The sequence below is a fragment of the Streptomyces sp. NBC_00287 genome (assembly GCF_036173105.1).
Taxonomy (GTDB): Bacteria; Actinomycetota; Actinomycetes; order Streptomycetales; family Streptomycetaceae; genus Streptomyces.
The window spans coordinates 4,321,958-4,347,314 of record NZ_CP108053.1 but is presented as its reverse complement, the minus strand read 5'-3'; the positions used below and the strand labels follow the sequence as shown (position 1 = coordinate 4,347,314).

Below are 25,357 nucleotides of genomic sequence, written 5' to 3'. Positions count from 1 at the left end.
TAAGTCCTCCGGAAAAAACTGGGTACGGCGTACGCGTAATCGGGTACGGTGTACTCAGTTACCGAGAAGGGGGACCCATGAGCGACGGATACGCCGTACGGGCGGAGGCCCTGGAGAAGCGCTACGGCGACAAACGCGCCCTCGACGGCTTCGACCTGGCCGTCCGCGAGGGCACCGTGCACGGACTGCTCGGCCCGAACGGCGCGGGCAAGACCACGGCGGTCCGCATCCTGTCCACGCTGCTGAAGCTGGACGGCGGACGGGCGACGGTGGCCGGCCTGGATGTCGTACGCCAGTCGCGCGAGGTGCGGGCGCGCATCGGCCTCACCGGGCAGTACGCCGCGGTGGACGAGGTGCTCACCGGGCGGCAGAACCTGGAGATGTTCGGCCGTCTCTTCCACCTCGGCGGCAGTCGGGCCAAGGCGCGCGCCGCCGAGCTGCTGGAGCAGTTCGACCTGACCGACGCCGCCGAGAAGGGCGTCGGCAAGTACAGCGGCGGTATGCGGCGCCGCCTGGACCTCGCCGCCTCGATGATCCTCGCCCCGTCGGTGCTGTTCCTGGACGAGCCGACGACCGGGCTCGACCCCCGCAGCCGGGGCGAAGTCTGGGAGTCGGTACGGGCGTTGGTGGCGAGCGGCACGACCGTACTGCTGACCACGCAGTATCTGGAGGAGGCCGACAAGCTGGCCTCCCGCATCACCGTCATCGACCAGGGGAAGGCAATCGCCGACGACACCCCGGACGGGCTGAAGAACCTCGTCGGCGGCGACCGTATCGAGGTCGTGGTCGCCGAGCGGTCGGAGATCCCGCGCGTGGTGAAGGTCGTCTCCCGGGTCTCGGACGGCGAACCCGAGGCGGAGGAGACCGAGTTGCGGGTGCATGCCCCGGTGAGCGACCGGGTGAGCGCGCTCACCGAGGTCGCGCGGACCCTTCAGGACGAGGGCGTCCGGGTCGAGGACATCGGGCTGCGCAGGCCGAGCCTCGACGATGTGTTCCTGCGTCTGACCGGACACCGCACCGAGAAGGAGGCAGCGGCATGACCGCCGTAGACCTGAACACCCAGGCACCGGGCGGCCGTACGTACTGGCTGCTCGCCGACGTGTGGAACATCGTCCGCCGCGGCCTCACCCACTACCAGCGCCAACCGATCAACATCGCCTGGCAGTTGGGCTTCCCGATCCTCTCCGTCCTGCTGTACGGCTATGTCTTCGGCAGCGCCATGCAGGTGCCCGGCGGCGGGGACTACAAGGACTTCCTGATGCCCGGCATGTTCGTGATGACCATGGCCTTCGGCTTCATCAACACCGCGACCCTCGTGGTCTACGACTCCACCAAGGGCGTCATCGACCGGTTCCGCTCCATGCCCATGTCCTCCTCCGCGGTGGTCGCCGGACGCGGGGTGACCGATCTGCTCGTCGCCTGCGCCGAGTTGGCGATCATGATGCTGACGGCGATCGCGATGGGCTGGCGGCCGGACGGCGGGCTCAACTTCCTGGCCGCGTTCGGGCTGCTGCTGTGGCTGCGGTTCGCGCTGATCTGGATCGGGGTGTGGCTCGGCCTCATCGTCCCCAACCCCGAGGCGGCGGGCGGTCTTTTCGCGGTCGCCTTCCCGCTGACGATGATCTCCAGCATCTTCGTCGCGCCGCAGCTGATGCCCGACTGGCTGGGCTGGGTCGCGGCCTGGAACCCGATCTCCTCCACGGCCGCGGCGACCCGCGACCTGTTCGGCACCCCGGTCGGCGGCGGCGACTCCTGGGTCGAGGAGCACGCCCTGCTCATGGCGGGGGTCTGGCCCGTCATCCTGACGGCGATCTTCCTGCCGCTCGCGGTACGGAGGTTCCAGAAGCTGGGCCGGTGAAAGGCGAGGGCGCCCGGCGATGATCGCCGGGCGCCCTTCACAAGCCGTACGGAAACTGCTTACAGCTTCTCGATCACGTAGTCGACGCACTTCGTCAGTGCCTCGACGTCCGCCGGGTCGATCGCCGGGAACATCGCGACACGGAGCTGGTTGCGGCCGAGCTTGCGGTAGGGCTCGGTGTCGACGATGCCGTTGGCGCGCAGGGCCTTGGCGACGGCGGTGGCGTCGATCTCGTCGGAGAAGTCGATCGTGCCGATGACCTGCGAGCGCTTGGCCGGGTCGGTGACGAACGGGGTCGCGTACTTGCTCTCCTCCGCCCAGCCGTACAGCCGGGTCGAGGAGTCCTTCGTCCGGGCCGTGGACCAGGCGAGGCCGCCCTGGCCGTTGATCCACTCCAGCTGCTGGTTCAGCAGGAAGAGGGTGGCGAGGGCCGGGGTGTTGTACGTCTGGTTCTTGCGGGAGTTGTCGATCGCCGTGGGGAGCGAGAAGAACTCCGGGACGTGGCGGCCGGACGCGTGGATGCGCTCGGCGCGCTCGATCGCGGCGGGGGAGAAGACGCCGATCCACAGGCCGCCGTCGGAGGCGAAGGACTTCTGCGGGGCGAAGTAGTAGACGTCCGTCTCGGCGATGTCGACGGGGAGGCCGCCGGCGCCGCTCGTCGCGTCCACGAGGACGAGGGAGCCCTCGTCGGCACCGGCCACGCGCTTGATCGGGGCGGCTACACCGGTGGAGGTCTCGTTGTGGGTGTACGCGTAGACGTCGACGCCCGCTTCGGCCTGCGGCTCCGGGTGCGTGCCGGGCTCCGAGGAGATGACGGTCGGCTCGGCCAGCCAGGGGGCGAGCTTCGCGGCCTTGGCGAACTTCGAGCTGAACTCACCGAAGGTGAGGTGCTGCGACTTGTTCTCGATCAGGCCATGGGTGGCGATGTCCCAGAACGCGGTGGAGCCGCCGTTGCCGAGGACGACCTCGTAGCCGTCCGGGAGCTGGAACAGCTCGCTGATGCCCGCACGCACCTGGCCGACCAGGTTCTTGACCGGGGCCTGGCGGTGGGAGGTGCCCAGCAGAGAGGTACCGGTGGCGGCGAGGGCGTCCAGCGCCTCGGTCCGCACCTTGGAGGGGCCCGCGCCGAAACGTCCGTCGGCGGGCTTGATGTCAGCGGGAATCTGGATCTCAGCCACGCAGTGAGGTTAGCCGGTGCGGGAAACGCGGGCGAAATGTAGTCCGTCGTCTGAGACGTGAGGCTGGTTGAGTGGGCTCATGAAGGATCTGGCGGTCGAGCTGCGCAAGGCCGTCCGGGGCGAGGTGGGTTTCGACGTCACGTCCCGGGCGCTGATGACCATGGACGCCTCCAACTACCGCCGCGTCCCCCTCGGCGTCGTCGCCCCGCGTGATGCCGATGACGTGGCCGCCGTGCTGGAGGTGTGCCGGGCCCACGGTGTTCCCGTCGTGCCGCGTGGCGGGGGTACCTCCATCGCCGGGCAGGCCACCGGCACCGGAGTCGTGCTGGACTTCACCCGGCACATGAACCGTCTGGTCTCCCTCGACCCGGAGAGCCGGACCGCCGTCGTACAGCCCGGGCTCGTTCTGGACCGTCTTCAGGACGCCGCCGCCCCGCACGGGCTCCGCTTCGGGCCCGATCCCTCCACCCACAGCCGCTGCACGCTCGGCGGGATGATCGGGAACAACTCCTGCGGCTCGCACTCCGTGGCGTGGGGGACGACCGCGGACAGTGTTCGGGAGCTGGATGTCGTCACCGCGCGCGGGCGGCGGTTGAGGCTGGGCAAGGGGTGGGCCGGGGCGCCGGAGGGGCTGCGGGCGCTGGTGGAGGGGGACCTGGCCCTGCTGCGGACCGGCTTCCCCGAGCTGCCCCGCCGTATCTCCGGTTACGCGCTGGACGCCCTGCTGCCGGAGAAGGGCGCCGATGTGGCCCGTTCCTTCTGCGGCTCCGAGGGCACGCTCGGGGTGCTGACGGAGGCGGTCGTAGGACTGGTCGAGGCGCCACGCGCGCGTGCCCTCGCGGTGCTCGGGTATGCCGACGAAGGCGCGGCCGCCGAGGCCGCGGCCGGGCTGTTGCCGTACGGCCCGTTGACGGTGGAGGGCATGGCGGCCGACCTGGTGCCGTCGGCGGTCGCGCTGCCGCGGGGCGGTGCCTGGCTGTTCGTGGAGACGGGCGGGGAGTCGGCGGACGAGGCACGCGCGCGTGCGGAGGAGATCGTGCGCGCCGCCGATGTCGTGGACGCCCTGGTCGTCACCGACCCGGCCGGGCAGCGCGGCCTGTGGCGCATCCGCGAGGACGCCAGCGGTACGGCGACCCGCATGCCGGACGGCAGCGAGGCCTGGCCGGGCTGGGAGGACTGCGCGGTGCCGCCCGCGCGACTGGGCGCCTACCTACGGGACTTCCGCGCGCTGCTGACCGCACACGGGCTGCGCGGAACGCCGTACGGCCACTTCGGGGACGGCTGTATCCATGTCCGTATCGACTTCGACCTGCTCACCGAGGCGGGCATCGGACGCTTCCGGGGCTTCTCGGAGGAGCTCGCCGAACTGGTGGTGGCGCACGGCGGTTCGCTGTCCGGGGAGCACGGGGACGGACAGGCGCGGGCGGAACTGCTGCCGAAGATGTACGGCGCGGAGCTGGTCGGCCTGTTCGAGCGGGCGAAGGCGGTCTGGGACCCGGACTGGTTGCTGAACCCCGGCATGCTCGTCCGCCCGTCGGGTTTGGATGAAAACCTCCGCTTCTCCGTCCTGCCCCGCGAACCGGTCGACGTGGCCTTCGGCTACCCCTCCGACGCCGGTGACTTCTCCGCCGCCGTACGCCGTTGCGTCGGTGTCGCCAAATGCCGTACGACCTCGGCGACCGGCCCCGCCGTCATGTGCCCCTCCTTCCGCGCGACGGGCGAGGAGGAGCACTCCACGCGCGGGCGTGCCCGGCTGCTGCACGAGATGCTCGCGGGCGAGGTCGTGACGGACGGCTGGCGGTCGAGGGAGGTCCGGGACGCGCTGGACCTGTGCCTGTCGTGCAAGGGGTGTCGGTCCGACTGCCCGGTGGGGGTCGACATGGCCACGTACAAGGCGGAGTTCCTGCACCACCACTACGCGGGGCGGCGGCGCCCGGCGGCCCACTACACGATGGGGTGGCTGCCGGTGTGGTTGCGGTCGGTGTCGCGGATGCGGCTGGCCTCTGTGGTGAACTCCCTTGCGTCTGTAAGGGCGTTGGCATCGCTGGGTAAGCGGCTCGGCGGGGTCGCGGTCGAGCGGGACATCCCTCGGGTCGCTACGGAGACGTTCAGCGGATGGTGGCGACGTAAGGGCGGCCCCGCTGCTGCCGATGGCCGCCTGGTCGTCCTGTGGCCGGACACGTTCACCGAGCATCTCTCGCCCTCCGTCGGGCGGGCGGCGGTGCGGGTGTTGGAGGCGGCGGGGTTGCGGGTGGCGCTGCCGCCGACCTTGCGGATGCGGGGGCGGCCGGTGGGGGACGGCCGTACGAAATGGGCGGTCTCGCTGTTGAGCGCGGGGCGTCGGGGGAGGGTGTGCTGCGGTCTGACGTACATCTCCACGGGGCAGTTGGACCGGGCCCGAGCGGTGCTGCGCGGGACGCTGGACCTGCTGGCACCGGTACTGGCGACCGAGGCCCCGCTGGTGGTCCTGGAACCGAGCTGCGCGGCCGCCCTGCGTGCGGACCTGCCGGAGTTGCTGCACGACGACCCACGCGCGGGCGCTCTGGCGGCCCGGGTCCTGACCTTCGCGGAGGCGTTGGAACGCCTGGCCCCGGACTGGACGCCGCCCTCCGTGGACCGCCCCGCCGTCGGCCAGACCCACTGCCACCAACACGCGGTCCTCGGGGACACGGCCGATCGCCGCCTGCGTCAAGCCGCTCTGCTCTCCGGCGAACTGAGCGGCGGTTGCTGCGGCCTCGCGGGTAACTTCGGCTTCGAGAAAGGCCACTTCGAGGTGTCGGCGGCCTGCGCGGAGGAACAACTGCTGCCGGCCGTACGGCAGGCTCCGGACGGGGCGGTGGTCCTGGCGGACGGGTTCTCGTGCCGGACGCAGTTGGAGCAGCTGGGCGGGGTGCGGGGGCGGCATCTGGCGGAGGTGTTGGCGGAGGGGCTGGAGGTGTTCGGGGGGCGGGACTAGGTCAGGCGGATGTTCAGGGTCCGGGTCTCGCCCGAGGTCACTTCCACATCCGAGGCTGACCCCTTGAGGCCGTCGTAGGCGCTCGGGACGGAGGGGTCCCGTTCGGTGTCGCAGACGACCGTGAAGTTGTACGTGCCCGGGGGAAGGGGCCAGGTGTAGGTGCCGTTCTCCGTGGTCACGACGTTCATCTCGGGTACGCCGCTGTCACCTTCGACCTGTTCCGGGGTGACCGTGCAGCCGGGCACCGTCTTGCCGTCGGGGGCTTGGACCTCGCCGGAGACGGTGCCGTTGCCGCCGGTTCCGCCCGGGCCGTCGTCGCTCGACGAGCCGCAGGCGGCGAGCGACAGGAGGACGGCGCCGGTCAGGACTGCTCGGCGGATGGCTGTCATCTGGTGCTCCGCGTCAGGTGATGCCTTGGATGATGTTGAACAGGCTCTCGGTGATGCGCTTGGCCTGGTTGTAGGCGATCGATCCGCCGGCCCCGCGTACATGGATGCCGACCGCGTAGAGGTTGGCGTCGTAGGCCGGGGAGCCGCTCTGGCCACCCGCGGTGTCGATCGTGTACCCGAGGATGTTCGTGTACGAGTACTGGACGGATCCGCCGTGCGTCCACAGGGTGGCATACGCCTTGTCGCCCGGGTAGCCGCGCACGGTCACGTTCGTGCCGGTGAGCGAGGCTCCCTGCCAGCGGTAGCCGAGCCAGCCCACGGTGTTCCCGATGCTGCAGTTCAGCTTGATGACACCCCAGTCGTGGGAGCCGTTGGCGTCATTGATCCAGGCCGTGTCCGTCCACACCTGGCTCCAGCCGCAGCCGCCGTACGGATTGGTGGTGCCGTTCTTGCCCGGGTAGGCGCGGAAGCTGTCGTAGAAGTCGGCGGTGCTGCCGGTACCGCCGGGGTGTACGCAGTGGCCGGCGGTGACGAGGGTGTCCTTGGAGACCAGGAAGCCCGTGCACCGTACGCCGCTCGATGTCAGGTAGGCGACGGTCCGGCTCGGGTAGGACGTCGTGGCCGTGATGCGGCTGCGGTTGTCCGTGCCGATCACGGAGTCGGTGGAGACGGTGCCGTCGTCGCCGGTCGCGTCTTCGGGCGCGGGGTCGAAGGAGACGTTGTCACCGGCGTCGGCGAGGTCGCCGGAGCCGCTGTAGGGCTCGGTCGTTTCCTCGGTGGCGGAGAGTGTGCTGCCGGAGGTGGTCATCACCTCGCCGGTGGGGGTGATTCCTACGGCCAGGTCGGTGGCCGTGTCGGTCTCGTCCGCGCTTGCGGCGAGGGCCGGGGCATCGGCTGCGTGTGCGGTTGTGTGGAGGGGGGCGGCCAGGAGGCCGGTGATGAGGGCGGCCGCGGTCGCCGCGAGCAGAGCGGATCTTCGTAAGCGGCGCAGCGGTGGGACGTGTGTCAACGTTGCTCTCCTTGTGGCCATGTGGGACGTACGAGGAGGGTGCGCGTGGACGTTAGCAACGCACCCAGAAGCCACAGAAGGGCACAAGGCCGCGCTCGTTCGATCAACTGGGCGGCGCCCGGCCACAGTTAACGCGAATGTCATGCTCCGAATCCGGCGCCGCACGCACTGGCCTGGGGATCACTGGGTGCGCCGGTGGTCGGCGAGCAATTCGAGCCAATCTGCCGATGCCCGTGCCCGCCGCCCCGGCCGGGTGTCGAAGCCCACTGCCGAGCGGGCGGAAAAGGGTTCACGCATCCCTGCCGAGTCCATTACCGTGGACTTGGCAGTACATCACGATGAACAAGCCCCTAGCCCCTGGACCGCCCCGTGAGCCTCCCCGACGCCGCCGTCTCCTCCCCGCCGAGCCCGATCCGGACCGCCCCGACCGGTGCCCCGCGTCGCTGGGGCTCCCTCGGTCCCGTCGGGCTGGTCTTCGCGGGCGGCATCTCGGTGCAGTTCGGCGGCGCCCTCGCGGTGAGCCTGATGCCGAGGGCGGGGGCGCTGGGCGTGGTGACACTGCGGCTGGCGGTGGCGGCGGTGGTGCTGCTGCTGGTGTGCCGCCCGCGCCTGCGCGGCCACTCCCGCATGGACTGGGGAACCGTGGTCGTCTTCGGCATCACCATGGCCGCGATGAACGGCCTCTTCTACCAGGCGGTGGCCCGTATCCCGCTGGGCCCGGCGGTGACGCTGGAGGTGCTGGGCCCGCTGGCCCTGTCGGTGGTCGCCTCCAGGCGGGCGATCAACTTCATCTGGGCCGGACTGGCCCTCGCCGGTGTCTTCCTCCTCGGCGGCGGAGGCTTCAGCAGCCTGGACCCCGTGGGCGTGGCCTTCGCCCTGGGCGCCGGCGCGATGTGGGCGGCGTACATCGTGTTCAGCGCGCGTACGGGCCGACGGTTCCCGCAGGCGGACGGGCTGGCGCTGGCGATGGTGGTGGCGGCGGTGCTGTTCTTTCCGCTGGGGGTGATGGAGTCGGGGGCGAAGCTGCTGGATCCGGTGACCATCGGCCTCGGCGCTGCGGTGGCGATTCTGTCGTCGGTGCTTCCTTACACGCTTGAGCTGTTGGCCCTACGCCGCCTGCCCGCCTCCACGTTCGCGATCCTGATGAGCCTGGAACCGGCGATCGCGGCGACGGCGGGTTTCCTCATCCTGAACCAGGCCCTGTCCGCCATGGAGTCGGTCGCTATCGCCCTGGTCATCGCGGCGAGCATGGGCGCGGTACGGACGCAGGTGGGGCGGGGGAGGGCCAAGACGCCGGGTACGGCGTCCTGACGGTTGCCGCGGCGCGGTGAGTCGGGTTGGGGCTAGAGTCGGACGCGTGCCTGCGAAGGGAACGGCAGAGGGCGACCGGCCGCTGATCCCCCGCCCGGAGCGCACGCCGGGCGCCTTGCGTGCCGCCTGTGCAGTTGTCGCACCTCGGCTGCTGACTGTGTACGACCAGGCCAAGGATCAAGCCTTGGCGGCGGCTGTGCAGCACGGCTCGCTGAAGCCCGTCCACGCCTACCTCGATCACTGCTGCCGAGGCGGTACGCGCGGAGTGACGTCAGCCGAAGGCGCCGTCGGCGGTGGCCGTTACGAAGGTGGCGAAGGTGTTTGGGGTGACGGTGAGGGTTCCGTGGGTGGGGTTCTTGGAGTCGCGGATGGCTATGTGGGGGGTGAGGTCGGCGACCTCGACGCACTCGCCGCCGCTGCTTCCGCTGTACGAGGACTTGCGCCAGGCGGCGGTGCCGAGGGGGGCGCACTCGATGCAATCGCCGCCCGTGCCTCCGCTGTACGACGACTTACGCCACTGCGCTCCCGTCAGGTCCTGACTGTTCTGCATAGCGTTCCTCCCGGACACGGGCGATCAGTGCCGCCGAGTCCTCGATGGAGAGGGCTGCGGCTTGCAGATGATCGTAGCGATGCGAACAGTCCTCGACGACGTCCGGGTTGGCCGTCATGTATCCCGAGTCGTAGTTCTCGGAGTAGGTGATGCTCGGGTGGTCCTCGAAGCGCAGGATGTTGAACGAGCCTGCTGTGGCCGGGTGTTGGCCGACGCTGAAGGGGAGCACCTGCACGCGCACTTCCCGGCAGTCCTGGAAGCTCAACAAGTGCGTCAGTTGCCCCCTCATGACCTCCCGGCCACCGAACGGCCTCAGTAGCACGGCCTCGTCCAGGATCACCCAGATCAGCGGTGGCTTCTCGCGAGTCAGGATCCGTTGCCGATCCAGACGCGCTGCGACCTGGTCGTCCAGTGTCTCCGACCATCCGGCCTCCAGCACCGCGCGCGCGTAAGCCGGCGTCTGGAGCAGGCCGTACACCACCTGGGACTGGTACGTGGCGATGTGCGTGGCACGCGCCTCCAGCTCCGCGTACGGCTGAAACCAACTAGGCAACTGGCTCCGCAAAACCAGCCCCACCAACCGCGAGAACGTCCCGTCCGTCCCCAGTGCCGCGTCCACCCGTTCGGAGAACGCTCGTTGCGGCACCTTCAACGCCGTCTCGATCTGCCCAACCAACGACCCCGTACAGAACACGATCGACCCGAGCTGCGCCAGCGTCAGCCCCGCCGCCTCCCTCGTCCGCCGCAGCTCATACCCGTAGTAGTCCAACGGCGACGCACTCGGATCAAGTTTCCGGATGTTCACAGCGACCCACCTCCCATCACCGAGAGTAGCCAGGCATGCGCACACAGGTGCCGGGTTGTGGAAAACTAATTAATGCAAGCACGCTTGCTTGTTTCTGGGGCCCCTGCCATGCTCCACCCCATGGCCGACCCGACGCCCGTCTTCGACGACCTGCGTGCCGAAAGCGATGAACTCGACCGGCTGGTAGCCGAGTTGAGTCCGGACCTGTGGGCCCTCGCCACCCCCGCCCCGCACTGGACCATCGCCCACCAGATCGCCCACCTCGCCTGGACCGATCACGCCGCCCTGCTCGCCGTCACCGATGCCGATGCCTTCGGCCGGGAGGTCGAGAAGGCGTTCGCCTCCCCGGAGAGCTTTGTCGACGAGGGCGCGGAGGAGGGGGCTCAGAAGCCGCCCGCCGAGATCCTCGCCGCGTGGCGCACCGGACGCAAGGCACTTGCCGACGCTCTGCGCGCCGCCCCCGCCGGCGCCCGCTTTCCCTGGTACGGCCCACCCATGTCCGCCGCCTCCATGGCCACCGCCCGCCTTATGGAGACCTGGGCCCACGGCCAAGACGTCGCGGACGCCCTGGGTGTGGTGCGCACACCTACCGACCGGCTCCGGCATGTGGCCCGGATCGGGGTGCGTGCCCGCGACTACGCCTACGGAGTGCGCGGACTCACCCCGCCCGTCGGCGAGTTCCGCGTCGAGCTCGTCGGGCCGGGCGGCGAGACGTGGGCCTACGGGCCCGAAGACGCCCCCCAGCGCGTCACCGGGCCCGCCCTCGACTTCTGCCTTCTCGTCACCCGGCGTGCTCACCGTGCCGACCTCGCCATAAGGGCCGAAGGCGAAGACGCCGACCGTTGGCTGGACATCGCCCAGGCCTTCGCGGGCCCGCCCGGCAGTGGACGCGCGCCCAAGGGGGCCGACGCGTGATCCTCCGTATCGGCAATGCCTCCGGGTTCTACGGCGACCGTTTCGACGCCATGCGCGAGATGCTCACCGGCGGTGAACTCGACGTCCTCACCGGCGACTACCTCGCCGAGCTGACCATGCTGATCCTTGGGCGCGACCGGCTGAAGGACCCCGGCGCCGGGTACGCCCGTACCTTCCTGCGGCAGCTGGAGGAGTGCCTCGGGCTCGCCCACGAGCGAGGCGTTCGTATCGTCGCCAACGCCGGTGGGCTCAACCCCGCCGGACTCGCAGCCGCCGTACGGGAGTTGGCCGACCGGCTCAGAATCCCTGTGCGGGTCGCTCACGTCGAGGGCGACGACCTCACCGCCGCTCACCCCGGCAGCCTCGCCGCCCACGCCTACCTCGGTGGGTTCGGCATCGCCGCCTGTCTACGGGAAGGCGCCGATGTCGTCGTCACCGGGAGGGTCACCGACGCCGCCCTGGTCACCGGGCCCGCCGCCGCCCACTTCGGATGGCAGCCGACGGACTACGACCGGCTCGCCGGCGCCGTCGTCGCCGGACATGTCCTGGAGTGTGGGGCGCAGGCCACCGGCGGCAACTACGCCTTCTTCAAAGGCGGGGACGTCCGACGGCCCGGCTTTCCGCTCGCCGAGCTCCACGAGGACGGGTCCGCTGTCATCACCAAGCATCCCGGAACGGGTGGCTTCGTCGATATCGGTACCGTCACCGCCCAGCTTCTCTACGAGACCTCAGGCGCCCGGTACGCCGGGCCCGATGTCACCGCCCGCCTTGACACCGTCCAGCTCAGTGAGGACGGGCCCGATCGGGTCCGTATCCGTGGCGTGCGCGGGGAGGCGCCGCCTCCTGCTCTCAAGGTCGGTGTCAATCGGCTCGGGGGATTTCGCAACGAAGTCGTCTTCGTGCTCACCGGCCTCGATATCGAGGCCAAGGCCGAGCTGGTGCGGGCGCAGATGACCGACGCGCTGGCCAAGTCGCCGCCCGCCGAGGTGCGGTGGGAACTCGTCCGTACCGACCGGGCCGACGCTTCGACCGAGGAGACGGCCAGCGCTCTGCTCCGGCTCGTCGTCCGGGACCCCGATCAGGCCTCCGTCGGGCGGGCCCTGAGCGGCGCCGCTATCGAGCTCGCCCTCGCCAGTTACCCCGGGTTCCATGTGCTCGCCCCACCTGGGAAGGGCGCCCCCTATGGGGTCTTCGAGGATGTGTACGTCCCTCATGGCGCCGCCGCACATGTGGCTGTCCTTCATGACGGCCGACGGGTCCCTATGGCGCCGCCCCAGGACACCCTCGCACTCGAAGACCCAGCGGATCCCTCGCTTCCCGAGCCGCTGCCGGCAGGGCCCACCAGCCGCGCCCCGCTCGGGCTCGTTGCCGGGGCACGCAGTGGGGACAAGGGCGGGAACGCCAATGTGGGGGTGTGGGCGCGCACGGACGATGCCTGGAGGTGGCTGGCCCATACGCTCACCGTCGATCTCTTCCGCGAACTCCTGCCGGAGACCGCCGGGTTGACCGTCCGCCGCCATGCCCTTCCCAACCTGCGCGCCCTCAACTTCGTCGTCGAAGGCATCCTCGGCGCCGGTGTCGCCGCGCAGCACCGTTTCGATCCGCAGGCCAAGGCGCTCGGCGAGTGGCTGCGCTCCCGCCACCTGGACATCCCGGAGGCCCTCCTGTGACGGTTCTCAGTACCGCCCTCGACCCCAACGGCCCTGACTACCGGGCCAATCGCGAGGCCATGCTCGCCAAGCTCGCCGATCTCGACGCCGAGCACGCCAAGGCGCTCGCGGGTGGCGGGGAGAAATACATCGCGCGGCATCGGGGGCGCGGCAAGCTCCTCGCGCGGGAGCGCATCGAGCTGCTCCTCGACCCCGACACGCCCTTCCTTGAGCTGTCCCCGCTGGCCGCATGGGGGAGCGATTACGCCGTCGGCGCTTCGCTCGTCACCGGTATCGGGGTCGTTGAGGGGGTGGAGTGTCTGATCACCGCCAATGATCCGACGGTGCGCGGGGGTGCCAGCAATCCCTGGTCTCTGAAGAAGGCTCTGCGCGCCAATGACATCGCGCTCGCCAATCGGCTCCCCTGTATCAGCCTCGTTGAGTCCGGTGGGGCCGATCTCCCCTCCCAGAAGGAGATCTTCATTCCCGGCGGCGCCATCTTCCGGGATCTCACCCGGCTGTCCGCTGCCGGGATCCCCACCGTCGCCGTCGTCTTCGGGAACTCCACCGCCGGTGGCGCCTACATCCCCGGTATGTCCGACCACGTGATCATGGTCAAGGAGCGCGCCAAGGTGTTCCTCGGCGGGCCTCCGCTGGTCAAGATGGCCACCGGCGAGGAGAGCGACGACGAGTCGCTGGGCGGCGCCGAGATGCACGCGCGTGTGTCGGGGCTCGCCGACTACTTCGCCGTGGATGAGCGGGACGCGCTGCGGCAGGCGCGGCGGGTCGTCGCGCGGCTCAACCATCGCAAGGCGTACGAGGATCCGGGGCTCGCCGAACCTCCCAAGTACGACGCCGAGGAGCTGCTCGGCATCGTCCCGGGCGACCTGCGCACGCCGTTCGATCCGCGCGAGGTCATCGCCCGGATCGTCGATTCGTCCGACTTCGACGAGTTCAAGCCGCTGTACGGCGGCAGCCTGGTCACGGGGTGGGCGCGTCTGCACGGTTACCCGGTCGGCATCCTCGCCAACGCCCAGGGCGTGCTCTTCAGCGAGGAGTCGCAGAAGGCGGCTCAGTTCATCCAACTCGCCAACCAGCGCGACATCCCGCTCCTCTTCCTGCACAACACCACCGGCTACATGGTCGGCAAGGAGTACGAGCAGGGCGGGATCATCAAGCACGGCGCGATGATGATCAACGCGGTGAGCAATTCGCGCGTGCCCCACCTGTCCGTCCTCATGGGCGCCTCCTACGGCGCCGGGCACTACGGCATGTGCGGGCGGGCCTACGATCCGCGCTTCCTGTTCGCCTGGCCCAGCGCCAAGTCGGCCGTTATGGGGCCTCAGCAGCTCGCGGGCGTCCTGTCGATCGTCGCCCGGCAGTCGGCGGTCGCGAAGGGGCAGCCGTACGACGAGGAGGCGGACGCAGCGCTGCGGGCCATGGTGGAGCAGCAGATCGAGTCCGAGTCGCTGCCGATGTTCCTGTCCGGGCGGCTGTACGACGACGGCGTCATCGACCCGCGCGACACCCGCACCGTCCTCGGCCTGTGCCTGTCCGCCGTCCACACGGCGCCCTACGAGGGCGCGCGCGGTGGCTTCGGCGTCTTCCGGATGTGAGACGAATGATTACTTCTGTTCTGGTGGCGAACCGGGGCGAGATCGCCTGCCGTGTCTTCCGCACCTGCCGTGAGTTGGGAATCCGGACGGTCGCCGTGCACTCGGACGCCGACGAGAACGCCCTCCACGCGCGCGTGGCCGACGCTGCGGTACGGCTGCCGGGGGCGACGCCCGCGGAGACGTATCTGCGCGGTGATCTGATCGTGAAGGCCGCTGTCGCGGCCGGCGCGGACGCCGTGCACCCCGGCTACGGCTTCCTCTCGGAGAACGCCGAGTTCGCGCGTGCCGTCGTGGACGCGGGGCTGGTGTGGATCGGGCCGCCCCCGGAGGCCATCGAGGCGATGGCGTCCAAGACGCGCGCGAAGGAGCTGATGGGGCTCGCGCCCCTGCGCGAGGTCGCGCAGAGCGACCTGCCGGTGCTGGTGAAGGCGGCCGCGGGCGGCGGGGGGCGCGGGATGCGGATCGTGCGCCGCCTGGAGGAGCTCAGCGCCGCCCTGGAGGGCGCGCGCGCCGAGGCCGCGAGTGCCTTCGGTGACGGCGAGGTCTTTGTCGAGCCCTATGTGGAGCGCGGTCGGCATGTCGAGGTGCAGGTGCTCGCGGACGCGCATGGCACGGTGTGGGCGCTGGGCACGCGCGACTGCTCCCTCCAGCGCCGCCATCAGAAGGTGATCGAGGAGGCACCGGCGCCCGGGCTCTCGGAACAGCTCGCGGAGGAGCTGTGCGCGCTGGCCGTACGCGCCGCGCGCGCCGTGCACTACGTCGGCGCCGGCACCGTCGAGTTCCTCGTCGCCGACGACAAGGCGCACTTCCTGGAGATGAACACCCGCCTCCAGGTCGAACACCCCGTGACGGAGGCCGTGTTCGGTGTCGACCTGGTCGCGCTGCAACTGAGCATCGCGGAAGGGCAGCCCCTCGAAAGCGAGCCCCCACGCGCGCGTGGCCACGCGATTGAGGCCCGCCTCTACGCCGAGGACCCGGCTCGCGACTGGGCCCCGCAGACCGGCACCCTGCACCGGCTCGCCGTACCCGAGGGCGTCCGGCTGGACAGTGGCTACGGCGACGGCGACGAGATCGGCATCCACTACGACCCGATGCTCGCCAAGCTGATCGCCCACGCCCCCACGCGCGCAGGCGCGCTCCGCAAGCTCGCGGGCGCCCTGGAACGGGCGACGATCCACGGCCCGGTCACCAACCGCGACCTCCTCGTCCGCTCCCTGCGCCACGAGGAGTTCACGACGGCCCGTATGGACACCGGCTTCTACGACCGCCACCTCCCCGAACTGACCGAGCCCACCCCCGACCCGCACGCCCCCCTGGCCGCCGCCCTGGCCGACGCCCACCACTCCGGCTCCCGCTTCGGCGCCTGGCGCAACGTCCCTTCCCAGCCGCAGACGAAGCGGTACGCGATGGCGGGCGAGGAGCACGAGGTCCAGTACAGGCACACGAGGACGGGCCTGGAGGCCGAGGGAGTGCGCGTCGTGAGCGCGGGCGCGGGGCTCGTCGTACTGGAAGTGGACGGTGTACAGCGCAGGTTCGAGGTGGCGCGCCACGGCGACGCCCTATACGTCAACAACACGGCCCTGAAACCCCTGCCCCGCTTCCCTGACCCCACGGCCCAGCTCGCACCCGGGTCCCTCCTGGCCCCGATGCCCGGCACGGTGGTGAGGGTCGCCGAGGGCCTCGCTGTGGGGGCCGCCGTAGAGGCCGGAGAGCCCCTCCTCTGGCTGGAGGCGATGAAGATGGAACACAAGATCACGGCGCCGGTCACAGGAACGCTGACAGCCCTGCAAGCCGAACCGGGACAACAGGTAACGGTCGGCGCACTGTTGGCGGTCGTACAGCCGACCTAAGGGGCGCGGGGAACTGCGCGAGCAACCACACACAACCCGCACCCGGGAAGGAGCCCCATGCACCCCACTCTCGAATCCGAAGAACACAAGGCCCTCCGATCAGCCGTCGCCGCCCTCGGCAAACGCCACGGCCGCAACTTCGACCGGGAAGCACTCTGGTCCGAGGCCGCCAAACTCGGCTACCTAGGCGTCAACCTGCCGGAGGCATACGGCGGGGGCGGCGGCGGAATCGCCGAACTCTCCATCGTCCTCGAAGAGCTGGGCACCGCTGGATGCCCCCTGCTGATGATGGTCGTCTCACCCGCCATCTGCGGCACAGTGATCGCCCGCTTCGGCACCGAGCAGCAGAAGCAGGACTGGCTGCCCGGCCTCGCCGACGGTACGCGCACCATGGCTTTCGGCATCACCGAACCCGACGCCGGTTCCAACAGCCACCGCATCACCACCACCGCGCGCCGAGACGGCACGGACTGGCTCCTCACCGGCCGCAAGGTCTTCATCTCCGGTGTCGACATAGCGGACGCGACGCTCATCGTCGGCCGTACCGAAGACGCCCGCACCGGCAACCTCAAGCCCTGCCTGTTCATCGTCCCGCGCGACGCGGACGGCTTCTCGCGGCGGCAGATCGACATGGAACTCAACGCCGCGGAGAAGCAGTTCGAGCTGGCCCTGGACGACGTACGACTGCCCGCCGAGGCGCTCGTCGGCGACGAGGACGCAGGTCTGCTCCAGCTCTTCGCCGGCCTCAACCCCGAGCGCATCATGACGGCCGCCTTCGCGATCGGCATGGGCCGCTACGCCCTCGCGCAAGCGATTACGTACGCCCGCGAACGCACCGTATGGAAGGCCCCCATCGGCGCCCACCAGGCCATCGCGCACCCCCTCGCCCAGGCGCACATCGACCTGGAACTGGCCCGCCTGATGATGCAGAAGGCGGCTCATCTGTACGACGCCGGGGATGACGTGGGCGCGGGCGAGGCCGCCAATATGGCCAAGTACGCGGCCGGGGAGGCCTGTGTGAAGGCGGTCGACCAGGCAGTGCACACGCTGGGCGGGAACGGCCTCACGCGGGAATTCGGGCTCGCTTCGTTGATAACAGCCGCGCGCGTGGCTCGTATTGCTCCGGTGAGCCGGGAGATGATTCTCAACTACGTCTCCCACCAGACCCTGGGCCTGCCCAAGTCGTACTAGGCCGTCTTGGAGGAACGATGTTCCGCAGCGAGTACGCAGACGTCCCGCCCGTCGAACTCCCCATCCACGAAGCCGTGCTGGGCCGGGCCGCCGAGTTCGGCGACACGCCCGCGCTGATCGACGGCACGAACGGCATGACCCTCACGTATGCGCAGGTGGACCAGTTCCACCGGCGCATCGCGGCCGCGCTGGCCGAGGCGGGCGTGCGCAAGGGCGATGTGCTGGCCCTGCACAGCCCGAACACGGTCGCCTTCCCCACGGCGTTCTACGCCGCCACGCGCGCGGGTGCCTCCGTCACGACCGTGCATCCGCTCGCCACGCCCGAGGAGTTCGCCAAGCAGCTGAAGGACTCGGCGGCCCGCTGGATCGTCACCGTCTCCCCGCTGCTGGAGTCCGCCCGCCGCGCCGCCGAACTCGCGGGCGGGGTCGAGGAGATCTTCGTCTGCGACAGCGCGCCCGGACACCGCTCCCTCATCGACATGCTCGGCTCGACCGCCCCCGAACCGCAGGTCGACATCGACCCCGTAGCGGACGTGGCGGCCCTCCCGTACTCCTCGGGCACCACCGGCATCCCCAAGGGCGTGATGCTCACCCACCGGCAGATCGCCACCAACCTCGCCCAGCTCGAACCGTCGATGCCGGCGAAACCGGGTGACCGCATCCTCGCCGTACTGCCCTTCTTCCACATCTACGGCCTCACGGCCCTCATGAACGCGCCCCTCAGGAGCGGCGCCACGGTCGTCGTCCTGCCCCGCTTCGACCTGGAGACCTTCCTCGCGGCCATCCAGAACCACCGCATCACCGACCTGTTCGTGGCCCCGCCGATCGTCCTCGCCCTCGCCAAGCACCCCTTGGTCGCCCAGTACGACCTGTCGTCCCTGAGGCACATCATCAGCGCCGCCGCCCCCCTGGACGCCAAGCTCGCGGCCGCCTGCTCCCAGCGTCTGAACCTGCCGCCGATCGGCCAGGCGTACGGCATGACGGAACTGTCCCCGGGCACCCATGTCGTCCCCCTGGACGCCATGCGCGAGGCGCCCCCCGGCACCGTCGGCAGGCTCATCGCGGGCACCGAGATGCGGATCGTCTCCCTCGACGACCCCGACAAGGACCTCGGCGTCGGCGAGTCCGGCGAGGTCCTCATCCGGGGCCCCCAGGTCATGAAGGGCTACCTCGGCCGCCCCGACGCCACCGCCGCGATGATCGACACCGACGGCTGGCTGCACACCGGCGACGTCGGCCATGTCGACGAAGGAGGCTGGCTGTTCGTCGTCGACAGGGTCAAGGAGCTCATCAAGTACAAGGGCTTCCAGGTGGCCCCCGCCGAACTGGAGGCCCTGCTGCTCACCCACCCGGGCATCGCCGACGCCGCCGTCATCGGCGTCTACGACGACAACGGCAACGAGGTGCCCCGCGCATACGTGGTCCGCCAGCCTTCGGCCACCGGTCTCTCCGAGGGGGAGGTCATGATGTACGTCGCCGAACGCGTCGCCCCCTACAAGCGGATCCGCCAGGTCGCCTTCATAGAGGGCGTGCCCCGGGCCGCCTCCGGGAAGATCCTGCGGCGAGAGCTCAGGGAGCGCGCGTGACGCTGATCGGCCGCACACGCGCGCGTGGCGTCGAGACCCTCAGCCTCGACTCGCCGGACAACCGCAACGCCCTGTCGGCGGCCCTGGTCGGCGAACTCGCCGACGCGCTCACCGAATGCGCCAAGGACACGGACGTCCGCGCGGTCGTCCTCACCCACACCGGCAACACCTTCAGCGCCGGCGCCGACCTGCGCGACCCGCCCCACCCGGACGCGCTGGTCGGTCTGCTCCGGCAGATCGTGGAGCTGCCCCGGCCGGTCGTCGCGCGGGTCACCGGCCATGTACGCGCGGGCGGCCTCGGCCTGTTGGCCGCCTGTGACATCGCCGCCGCCGCGCACTCGGCGAGCTTCGCGTTCACGGAGGTCCGGATCGGGGTGGCCCCCGCGGTCATCTCGCTCCCCCTGCTGCCGCGTACCGACCCCCGCGCCCTCGCCCGCTACTACCTCACCGGCGAGCGCTTCGACGCCCCCGAGGCGGCCCGTATCGGCCTGCTGACGGCCGCGGGGGACGACGTGGACGCCGTACTGGAACCCATCCTCGACGGCCTCCGGCGCTCCGCCCCCGAGGCCCTGGCCGAGACCAAGCGGCTGCTCACGGCTAGGGTGCTGGAGTCATTCGACCGGGACGCGGCCGACCTCACCGCGCTCTCGGCCCGGCTGTTCTCCGCCCCGCGGGCCCGCGAGGGTATGACGGCCTTCCTGGAGCGACGGGATCCCTCATGGGTGGTGTGAGTACGGCGGAACGCGACCGCGTGCCCAAGCAGGACCGCAGCCGGGCGACCCGGCAGCGGCTCCTGGAGGCCGCCGTGGCCTGCCTCGCCGAACACGGCTGGGCGGGCTCCACGGTGTCCGTCGTCGCCGAGCGCGCCGGGGTCTCCCGGGGCGCCGCGCAGCACCACTTCCCGACCCGCGAGGACCTCTTCACGGCGGCCGTCGAGTACGTCGCCGAGGAACGCTCCACGGCCCTGCGGGCGCTGTTCCCGGAAGGCGCGGCGGAGAACCGACGGGCGGTGGTGACGGCGCTGGTCGACCTCTACACCGGGCCCCTGTTCCGCGCCGCCCTGCACCTGTGGGTCGCCGCCTCCAACGAGGAGCAGCTGCGCCCCAGGGTCACCGAACTCGAGGCCCGCGTCGGCCGCGAGACGCACCGCATCGCCGTAGACCTGCTCGGCGCGGACGAGTCCGAGCCGGGGGTGCGGGAAACCGTGCAGGGGCTGCTGGACATGGCCCGGGGGCTGGGGCTCGCGAACCTGCTGACGGACGACAAGGGGCGGCGCGAGCGGGTGGTGGCGCAGTGGGCCGCCCTACTGGACGAGACCCTCAAAACCTGAAGGCGCTCAGGGGCTGAGCCGCTCCACCCGCCAGCTCCCGTCCGGCTGGGTCACATACCGCAGCCGGTCGTGCAGCCGGTTCTCGCGGCCCTGCCAGAACTCCACCGACTGCGGAGCCACCCGGAAACCGCCCCAGTTCGGCGGTACGGGCACCTGCTCGCCCTCCGGGTAGCGGGCGGCCAGTTCGGCGTAGGAGGCGTCCAGGTCGGCGCGGGTGGGGATGACCGAGGACTGCTCGCTGGCCCAGGCGCCGAGCTGGGAGCCGTGCGGACGCGTGCGGAAGTAGGCGGCCGTCTCATCGCGCCCGGTGCGCCGCGCGAGGCCCTGGACGATGACCTGGCGGGCCATCGGATGCCAGGGGAACAGCAGCGAGACATACGGGTTCTCCGCCAGGTCACGGGCCTTGCGGGAGTCGTAGTTGGTGTAGAAGACGAAGCCCTGCTCGTCGAACTGCTTCAGCAGCACCGTGCGGGAGCTCGGCCGGCCGTCGGCGTCCGCGGTGGAGACGACCATGGCATTCGGCTCGAACAGATGAGCCTCGCTCGCGGCCTGCTTGAACCAGCGCGCGAACTGTTCCACCGGCGTGGCGGCCAGCTCGTTCTCGGCGAGGCCCGCGGCCCGGTAATGCATGCGCATCGCGGCGGGGTCCGGAGGTACGGCGTCTCGGTCGGTCACGCGGTCATCTTGCCGTATGTGCCCGGCCCGTTCGGCACGGTGTCCTTCATCACTGCATGGCACTCAGTGCCGCAAGCCCTCCCCAAAGGTGGCACCCGGGGATATCGTTCTGATGCCGTTCCGGTTGGGTGACCGCCAGCCGCACGGGGCATCACTGGGGTACCGCCCAGGACCGCGAGTCCGTCAGAGCCACGACCGCGGATCCACCGGGCGCGCAGCCGTCCCTGCCGCACGAGCCACGGTCCGCACCATCACCCCCACAACACCATCTGTCGCACACATCACGAGGGAGCCGCCTGATGTCCGACTTCGTACCCGGACTCGAAGGAGTCGTCGCGTTCGAAACGGAGATCGCCGAACCCGACAAGGAGGGCGGCGCACTCAGGTACCGGGGCGTCGACATCGAGGACCTCGTCGGCCATGTCTCGTTCGGCAACGTCTGGGGCCTGCTCGTCGACGGGGCCTTCAACCCCGGCCTGCCGCCTGCCGAGCCGTTCCCGATCCCGGTGCACTCCGGCGACATCCGCGTCGACGTCCAGTCCGCGCTCGCCATGCTGGCCCCCGTGTGGGGCCTGAAACCGCTCCTCGACATCGATGGCGAACAGGCCCGCGAGGACCTTGCCCGGGCCGCCGTCATGGCGCTGTCCTACGTCGCCCAGTCCGCGCGCGGGCAGGGTCTGCCGATGGTTCCGCAGCGGGAGATCGACAAGGCGCAGTCCGTCGTCGAGCGGTTCATGATCCGCTGGCGGGGCGAGCCGGACCCCAAGCATGTCGCGGCCGTTGACGCGTACTGGACCTCCGCCGCCGAGCACGGCATGAACGCCTCCACCTTCACCGCGCGCGTGATCGCGTCCACGGGCGCGGATGTGGCCGCCGCGCTGTCGGGCGCCGTGGGGGCGATGTCCGGGCCGCTGCACGGCGGAGCCCCCTCGCGCGTGCTGTACATGATCGAGGAGATCGAGCGCACCGGGGATGCCGAGGCGTATGTGAAGCAGGCCCTGGACAGGGGCGAGCGCCTGATGGGCTTCGGGCACCGCGTGTACCGCGCCGAGGACCCACGCGCGCGTGTGCTGCGCCGCACCGCCCGTGAGCTGGGCGCGCCGCGCTTCGAGGTGGCCGAGGCGCTGGAGAAGGCGGCCCTGGCGGAGCTGCACGCCCGCCGCCCCGACCGGGTGCTGGCCACCAACGTGGAGTTCTGGGCGGCGATCGTCCTCGACTTCGCCGAGGTGCCGGCGCACATGTTCACGTCGATGTTCACGTGTGCCCGCACCGCCGGGTGGTCGGCGCACATCCTGGAGCAGAAGCGCACGGCTCGGCTGGTGCGGCCGTCCGCGCGGTACGTGGGGCCGGGGTCGCGCAATCCTCAGGAGATCGAGGGCTACGGCGACATCGCGCGCTGAGAGCCGCCCAGCACGCAGACGACCCGCGAGCTCGGGTTCCTCCGCCTGACGGCGGGGGAGCCGGCCGGACGTACCGGCGAGCTCGCGGGTCGGGTGACTGCCTGGGATTGGGCCGGCTGCACGCATCTGTCACGTGCTGGTCCGGCACCGCAACTAGTGGGGTGCTGGGCCGCTAGCCCGCAGCCACCTCACGCGTCCGGTTCTTATACATCTGCCGAACCACCTCCCTTCTCGTGTGCCCCACACACTAGGAAGCGACAGCGGCGGGTTCAACCTCTTTTTTCTCAAGGTTGAGGTGTACGCGCCGTGGGGAGATCCCAGACGTGGATGATCTTCGTGTCGTACCGGTGGACGGCGACCGCATGCTGGAGCAGTGGCGGTACGTCCACAACCTCATCGTGCCGCCCGACGAGCTGAGCCCCGACGAGGTGCGCGAACGCAGCGGTCGGCACCGGCTGGAGAACGCCTACCTCGGGGACGTACTCGTCGGATGCTCGACCGTGCGGCCACCGGACGGCGAGGAAGCGGTGGCCACCGTCATCGCGCGCGTGCTGCCCGAATTCCGGGGGCGCGGCTTCGGGGCGGCCCTCTACGACCACTGCCTCGCGCACGCGCGTGTGCTCGGTGCCCAGGGCATCCAGACCGTCGTCCTCGCCGCCAACACCGACGGGCTGCGTTTTGCCGAGGCGCGGGGGTTTGTCGAGGTCGAGCGCTATGTGGCGCCCGAGGACGAGACCGAAGTGTGGCTCACACTGCGGCTCGAGCGCTGAGTGGTACGACGTCTCCGGCGTACAACGATTCCTTCAATCTTGTGGGAACCCGGTGTGTGCTGCGTCACGTTCGAGTTGAATGATTGTTAGTGGGCGAACCGCCGCACCGTACGCGTGCGGACGCGGCTTGGCAGGGGGTCCAGGTGAGTGCTTCCCGGCGTAGTGGGACCACCGACGAGCTGGGGCCGGACGAACCCGAGCGGGCCGGTCCCGAGGGCACCGGCGGCTCCGATCTGCTCGCCGCGCTGCTGGACGGCATGGACGCGGCACTGTGCGCCTTCGACGCCGACGGTGTCGTGACCCACTGGAACCGTGAGGCCGAGCGGATCCTCGGCTGGACCGCCGCCGAGGCGGTGGGGCGGCACGGCTTCGCCGGCTGGGCCGTGCGCAGCGCCGACGCCGAGGAGGTCGAGGCGCGGCTGATGTCCTCCATGGACTCCCCGGGCCGACAGGTGCACGAGTTCGCGCTGCTCACCAAGGACGGCGGGCGGGTCCTCGTACGGACCCAGTCCGCGGCCGTACGCGGTCCCGACGGCAAGCCCGCCGGTGTGTACTGCGCCTTCAGCGAGGTGCACGCGCAGATCGACCTGGAGCGGTCCATCGCACTCAGCGAGGCCCTCTTCGAGGACGCCTCCTGGGGCGTCGTACTCGTCGACGCCGACCTGCGCCCCGCCGTCGTCAACGCGCACGCCGCCCGCGCGCTCGGCATCGGCCGTACGTCCGTCCTGGGTCGCCCGCTCGGGGAACTGCTCGCCCAGGGCGTCGAGGAACTGGAGAGCGCGCTCACCCATGTCCTCGCGGAAGGCGCGCCGCCCGCCCCGGCCGAGATCTGGGTCAGTGTGCGCACCCCCGACGGCGACCAGCGGCGCTGCTGGCGCTGCGGCTTCGTACGGCTGGCCTCGCCGCTCGCCGAGGAGCCGGTGCCGCTGGGCGTGGGCTGGCTCTTCCAGGACGTCACCGAGGCCAAGCAGGGCGAGCAGGAGGCGGCGCTGCTGCGCTTCCGTACCAACCAGATGCACCGTGCCGCGCGGGCCGCCGCGGAGTGCGAGGACCCCGCGGAGGCGGCCACCGTCCACCTCGACTTCGCGCTCGCCGGATTCGCCGACCACGCGCTGATCGACCGCGTCGCGGGCGGCACCCTGAGCGACGCGGACACCGCCGCCCCGGTCCGTCTGGTCAGAACCGCCGCCACCCCCTCCGGCGCCCCGGGCCCCAGCCTGCCCACCGGCGCCGCGGGCCTGCCCGTGCGCTACACCGAAGGGCACCCGGCGCTCCAGTGCGTGGCGCGCGCCGGATCGGTCCGGGCCAGCGTCGGCACAGTGCCGCCGGAACAGGCCCGCCTGTGGGCCGAGGCCCGCCAGTGGCCGTCCGACTCGGTGCACGCCCTGTGCGCGGTGCTGCGCAGCCGGGGCCGGACGCTGGGCGTGGTGACGTTCCTGCGCGGCGGCGGCCGAACCCCCTTCGAACGCTCCGACGCGACCTACGCGGAGGACGTGGCGGCACGCATCGCGACGGCCCTGGACCTGGCGAGCGCCACCTGAGAGCTCACCGCTGGTAGAAGATCCGGTCCCCGTACTCCGCCATCACCCGGCCGTTCCACTCATGGCCGCCGTCCACGTTGCCCGAGCGCAGCAGGGGCGGTTCGATGCCGCGGTCGGCCAGGGCGCCGGCCGCCGTGGCCATGACCGCCTGGAGCAGGGCCGTGGTGACGACCGTGGACGCGGGCGCGAACGGCGCCGGAACGGTGTCCAGGGTCAGCTCGGCGTCCCCGACGGCGATCTTGGAGTCGAGCACCAGATCGCAGTGGTCCTTCAGATACGTCCCGGAGACATGCCGCGACTTCGTCTCGGAGGCGTAGGCCACGGACGTCACCCCGATGACCTTCACGCCCAGCGCGCGGGCGTTCATGGCCATCTCCACGGGCAGCGCGTTGCGCCCGGACAGCGAGACGATCACCAGGACGTCCCCGGCGCGCAGCGGCGAGCTGTCCAGTACGGCGGCGGCGAGCCCGTCGACCCGCTCCAGCGCGGAACCCAGCGTCGCGGGCATCACATCGACGCCGACGACACCCGGCACGGCCAGCAGGTTCATCAGCGCCAGCCCGCCCGCGCGGTAGACGACGTCCTGCGCGGCGAGCGAGGAGTGCCCGGCCCCGAAGGCGAACAGCCGCCCGCCCTCGGCGACCGTGTCGGCGAGCAGCGTGCCGGCCGCCTCGATGTTCCCGGCCTCCTCGTCGCGGACCCGCTGGAGCAGCCCGATCGCGGCGTCGAAGAACTGGCCGGCCAGCTTGCGGTCGCTCATGCGCGGGGCCCCTTTGCC

General features: G+C 70.8%; 22 protein-coding genes. 15 read left to right on the top strand and 7 right to left on the bottom strand.

Going from position 1 to position 25,357, the window contains the following annotated elements:
* The first annotated feature begins 77 nt into the window (after positions 1-77).
* Both OHT76_RS19635 and OHT76_RS19630 read left to right on the top strand, forming a co-directional pair.
* Complete coding sequence (locus tag OHT76_RS19635; protein WP_328872156.1) at positions 78-1,040, top strand: ATP-binding cassette domain-containing protein; 963 nt, start codon at positions 78-80, stop codon at positions 1,038-1,040.
* Positions 1,037-1,858 carry an ABC transporter permease gene (locus OHT76_RS19630; RefSeq protein ID WP_328872155.1) on the top strand — a complete coding sequence of 274 codons (822 nt, stop codon included), beginning with the start codon at positions 1,037-1,039 and terminating at the stop codon, positions 1,856-1,858. Before OHT76_RS19635 ends, OHT76_RS19630 begins: the two co-directional genes overlap by 4 nt.
* A 59-nt stretch (positions 1,859-1,917) precedes the next feature.
* Here the strand turns inward: OHT76_RS19630 and serC are convergent, their stop codons facing one another.
* On the bottom strand, positions 1,918-3,036 hold the full coding sequence (gene serC, locus OHT76_RS19625; RefSeq protein ID WP_328872154.1) for a phosphoserine transaminase: 1,119 nt from the start codon (positions 3,034-3,036) through the stop codon (positions 1,918-1,920).
* A 79-nt stretch (positions 3,037-3,115) separates the two neighbouring features.
* Between serC and OHT76_RS19620 the strand changes: the two genes are divergently transcribed.
* Complete coding sequence (locus OHT76_RS19620) at positions 3,116-5,992, top strand: FAD-binding and (Fe-S)-binding domain-containing protein (RefSeq protein WP_328872153.1); 2,877 nt, start codon at positions 3,116-3,118, stop codon at positions 5,990-5,992.
* Here OHT76_RS19620 and OHT76_RS19615 read toward each other — a convergent pair.
* Both OHT76_RS19615 and OHT76_RS19610 read right to left on the bottom strand, forming a co-directional pair.
* Positions 5,989-6,381 carry a carboxypeptidase-like regulatory domain-containing protein gene (locus tag OHT76_RS19615; RefSeq protein WP_328872152.1) on the bottom strand — a complete coding sequence of 131 codons (393 nt, stop codon included), beginning with the start codon at positions 6,379-6,381 and terminating at the stop codon, positions 5,989-5,991. The genes OHT76_RS19620 and OHT76_RS19615 overlap by 4 nt on opposite strands.
* A 13-nt stretch (positions 6,382-6,394) precedes the next feature.
* Positions 6,395-7,390, bottom strand: a complete 996-nt coding sequence (locus tag OHT76_RS19610) for a trypsin-like serine peptidase (protein WP_328872151.1) — start codon at positions 7,388-7,390, stop codon at positions 6,395-6,397.
* Positions 7,391-7,759: 369 nt separating this feature from the next.
* Here OHT76_RS19610 and OHT76_RS19605 point away from each other — a divergent pair, with 369 nt between their 5' ends.
* Positions 7,760-8,701: an EamA family transporter gene (locus OHT76_RS19605; RefSeq protein ID WP_328872150.1), complete on the top strand. Its 942-nt coding sequence runs from the start codon at positions 7,760-7,762 to the stop codon at positions 8,699-8,701.
* Positions 8,702-8,972: 271 nt separating this feature from the next.
* On the opposite strand, the gene OHT76_RS19600 is transcribed toward OHT76_RS19605, so the two are convergent.
* Positions 8,973-9,251 carry a DUF397 domain-containing protein gene (locus tag OHT76_RS19600; RefSeq protein ID WP_328872149.1) on the bottom strand — a complete coding sequence of 93 codons (279 nt, stop codon included), beginning with the start codon at positions 9,249-9,251 and terminating at the stop codon, positions 8,973-8,975.
* Positions 9,211-10,056 (bottom strand): helix-turn-helix domain-containing protein, encoded by an 846-nt coding sequence (locus OHT76_RS19595; RefSeq protein WP_328872148.1) that lies wholly within the window; start codon positions 10,054-10,056, stop codon positions 9,211-9,213. Before OHT76_RS19595 ends, OHT76_RS19600 begins: the two co-directional genes overlap by 41 nt.
* A 120-nt stretch (positions 10,057-10,176) precedes the next feature.
* Here OHT76_RS19595 and OHT76_RS19590 point away from each other — a divergent pair, with 120 nt between their 5' ends.
* The 8 genes from OHT76_RS19590 to OHT76_RS19555 are packed head-to-tail and all read left to right on the top strand — an operon-like array spanning position 10,177 to position 20,193.
* On the top strand, positions 10,177-10,971 hold the full coding sequence (locus OHT76_RS19590; protein ID WP_328872147.1) for a TIGR03084 family metal-binding protein: 795 nt from the start codon (positions 10,177-10,179) through the stop codon (positions 10,969-10,971).
* A complete protein-coding gene (locus OHT76_RS19585) occupies positions 10,968-12,641 on the top strand; it encodes an acyclic terpene utilization AtuA family protein (RefSeq protein ID WP_328872146.1) in 1,674 nt (557 codons plus the stop codon). The genes OHT76_RS19590 and OHT76_RS19585 overlap by 4 nt, the downstream gene beginning before the upstream one ends.
* Positions 12,638-14,236 carry an acyl-CoA carboxylase subunit beta gene (locus OHT76_RS19580; protein WP_328872145.1) on the top strand — a complete coding sequence of 533 codons (1,599 nt, stop codon included), beginning with the start codon at positions 12,638-12,640 and terminating at the stop codon, positions 14,234-14,236. Before OHT76_RS19585 ends, OHT76_RS19580 begins: the two co-directional genes overlap by 4 nt.
* Positions 14,237-14,241: 5 nt before the next feature.
* Positions 14,242-16,086 carry an acetyl/propionyl/methylcrotonyl-CoA carboxylase subunit alpha gene (locus tag OHT76_RS19575; RefSeq protein ID WP_328872144.1) on the top strand — a complete coding sequence of 615 codons (1,845 nt, stop codon included), beginning with the start codon at positions 14,242-14,244 and terminating at the stop codon, positions 16,084-16,086.
* Between the two features lie 57 nt (positions 16,087-16,143).
* Positions 16,144-17,277 (top strand): acyl-CoA dehydrogenase family protein, encoded by a 1,134-nt coding sequence (locus OHT76_RS19570; protein WP_328872143.1) that lies wholly within the window; start codon positions 16,144-16,146, stop codon positions 17,275-17,277.
* A 17-nt stretch (positions 17,278-17,294) separates the two neighbouring features.
* Positions 17,295-18,863 carry a 4-coumarate--CoA ligase family protein gene (locus OHT76_RS19565; protein WP_328872142.1) on the top strand — a complete coding sequence of 523 codons (1,569 nt, stop codon included), beginning with the start codon at positions 17,295-17,297 and terminating at the stop codon, positions 18,861-18,863.
* Positions 18,860-19,594 carry an enoyl-CoA hydratase family protein gene (locus tag OHT76_RS19560; RefSeq protein ID WP_328872141.1) on the top strand — a complete coding sequence of 245 codons (735 nt, stop codon included), beginning with the start codon at positions 18,860-18,862 and terminating at the stop codon, positions 19,592-19,594. Before OHT76_RS19565 ends, OHT76_RS19560 begins: the two co-directional genes overlap by 4 nt.
* Positions 19,582-20,193, top strand: a complete 612-nt coding sequence (locus OHT76_RS19555) for a TetR/AcrR family transcriptional regulator (RefSeq protein ID WP_328872140.1) — start codon at positions 19,582-19,584, stop codon at positions 20,191-20,193. Before OHT76_RS19560 ends, OHT76_RS19555 begins: the two co-directional genes overlap by 13 nt.
* A 6-nt stretch (positions 20,194-20,199) precedes the next feature.
* Here OHT76_RS19555 and pdxH read toward each other — a convergent pair whose 3' ends face one another.
* Entirely contained in the window at positions 20,200-20,868 is a 669-nt protein-coding gene (gene pdxH / locus OHT76_RS19550; protein WP_328872139.1) for a pyridoxamine 5'-phosphate oxidase, read from the bottom strand.
* A 299-nt stretch (positions 20,869-21,167) separates the two neighbouring features.
* Between pdxH and OHT76_RS19545 the strand changes: the two genes are divergently transcribed.
* The 3 genes from OHT76_RS19545 to OHT76_RS19535 all read left to right on the top strand — a co-directional run bounded on the left by OHT76_RS19545 (position 21,168) and on the right by OHT76_RS19535 (position 24,579).
* Positions 21,168-22,268 carry a citrate synthase 2 gene (locus OHT76_RS19545; protein WP_328872138.1) on the top strand — a complete coding sequence of 367 codons (1,101 nt, stop codon included), beginning with the start codon at positions 21,168-21,170 and terminating at the stop codon, positions 22,266-22,268.
* Positions 22,269-22,591: 323 nt separating this feature from the next.
* Positions 22,592-23,038: a GNAT family N-acetyltransferase gene (locus OHT76_RS19540; protein ID WP_328872137.1), complete on the top strand. Its 447-nt coding sequence runs from the start codon at positions 22,592-22,594 to the stop codon at positions 23,036-23,038.
* A 143-nt stretch (positions 23,039-23,181) separates the two neighbouring features.
* Positions 23,182-24,579 (top strand): PAS domain-containing protein, encoded by a 1,398-nt coding sequence (locus OHT76_RS19535; protein ID WP_328872136.1) that lies wholly within the window; start codon positions 23,182-23,184, stop codon positions 24,577-24,579.
* A 4-nt stretch (positions 24,580-24,583) separates the two neighbouring features.
* Here the strand turns inward: OHT76_RS19535 and OHT76_RS19530 are convergent, their stop codons facing one another.
* Positions 24,584-25,339 carry an SIS domain-containing protein gene (locus OHT76_RS19530; protein ID WP_328872135.1) on the bottom strand — a complete coding sequence of 252 codons (756 nt, stop codon included), beginning with the start codon at positions 25,337-25,339 and terminating at the stop codon, positions 24,584-24,586.
* Positions 25,340-25,357 lie beyond the last annotated feature (18 nt).

What these genes read in the sequence shown, in the direction of transcription:
- OHT76_RS19575 (WP_328872144.1), top strand. Translation starts at nt 14,242, where the DNA reads ATGATTACTTCTGTTCTGGTGGCGAACCGGGGCGAGATCGCCTGCCGT.
- OHT76_RS19620 (WP_328872153.1), top strand. Translation starts at nt 3,116, where the DNA reads ATGAAGGATCTGGCGGTCGAGCTGCGCAAGGCCGTCCGGGGCGAGGTG.
- OHT76_RS19590 (WP_328872147.1), top strand. Translation starts at nt 10,177, where the DNA reads ATGGCCGACCCGACGCCCGTCTTCGACGACCTGCGTGCCGAAAGCGAT.
- OHT76_RS19545 (WP_328872138.1), top strand. Translation starts at nt 21,168, where the DNA reads ATGTCCGACTTCGTACCCGGACTCGAAGGAGTCGTCGCGTTCGAAACG.
- OHT76_RS19615 (WP_328872152.1), bottom strand. Translation starts at nt 6,381, where the DNA reads ATGACAGCCATCCGCCGAGCAGTCCTGACCGGCGCCGTCCTCCTGTCG.
- OHT76_RS19565 (WP_328872142.1), top strand. Translation starts at nt 17,295, where the DNA reads ATGTTCCGCAGCGAGTACGCAGACGTCCCGCCCGTCGAACTCCCCATC.
- OHT76_RS19530 (WP_328872135.1), bottom strand. Translation starts at nt 25,339, where the DNA reads ATGAGCGACCGCAAGCTGGCCGGCCAGTTCTTCGACGCCGCGATCGGG.
- OHT76_RS19570 (WP_328872143.1), top strand. Translation starts at nt 16,144, where the DNA reads ATGCACCCCACTCTCGAATCCGAAGAACACAAGGCCCTCCGATCAGCC.
- OHT76_RS19635 (WP_328872156.1), top strand. Translation starts at nt 78, where the DNA reads ATGAGCGACGGATACGCCGTACGGGCGGAGGCCCTGGAGAAGCGCTAC.
- OHT76_RS19600 (WP_328872149.1), bottom strand. Translation starts at nt 9,251, where the DNA reads ATGCAGAACAGTCAGGACCTGACGGGAGCGCAGTGGCGTAAGTCGTCG.
- OHT76_RS19630 (WP_328872155.1), top strand. Translation starts at nt 1,037, where the DNA reads ATGACCGCCGTAGACCTGAACACCCAGGCACCGGGCGGCCGTACGTAC.
- OHT76_RS19555 (WP_328872140.1), top strand. Translation starts at nt 19,582, where the DNA reads ATGGGTGGTGTGAGTACGGCGGAACGCGACCGCGTGCCCAAGCAGGAC.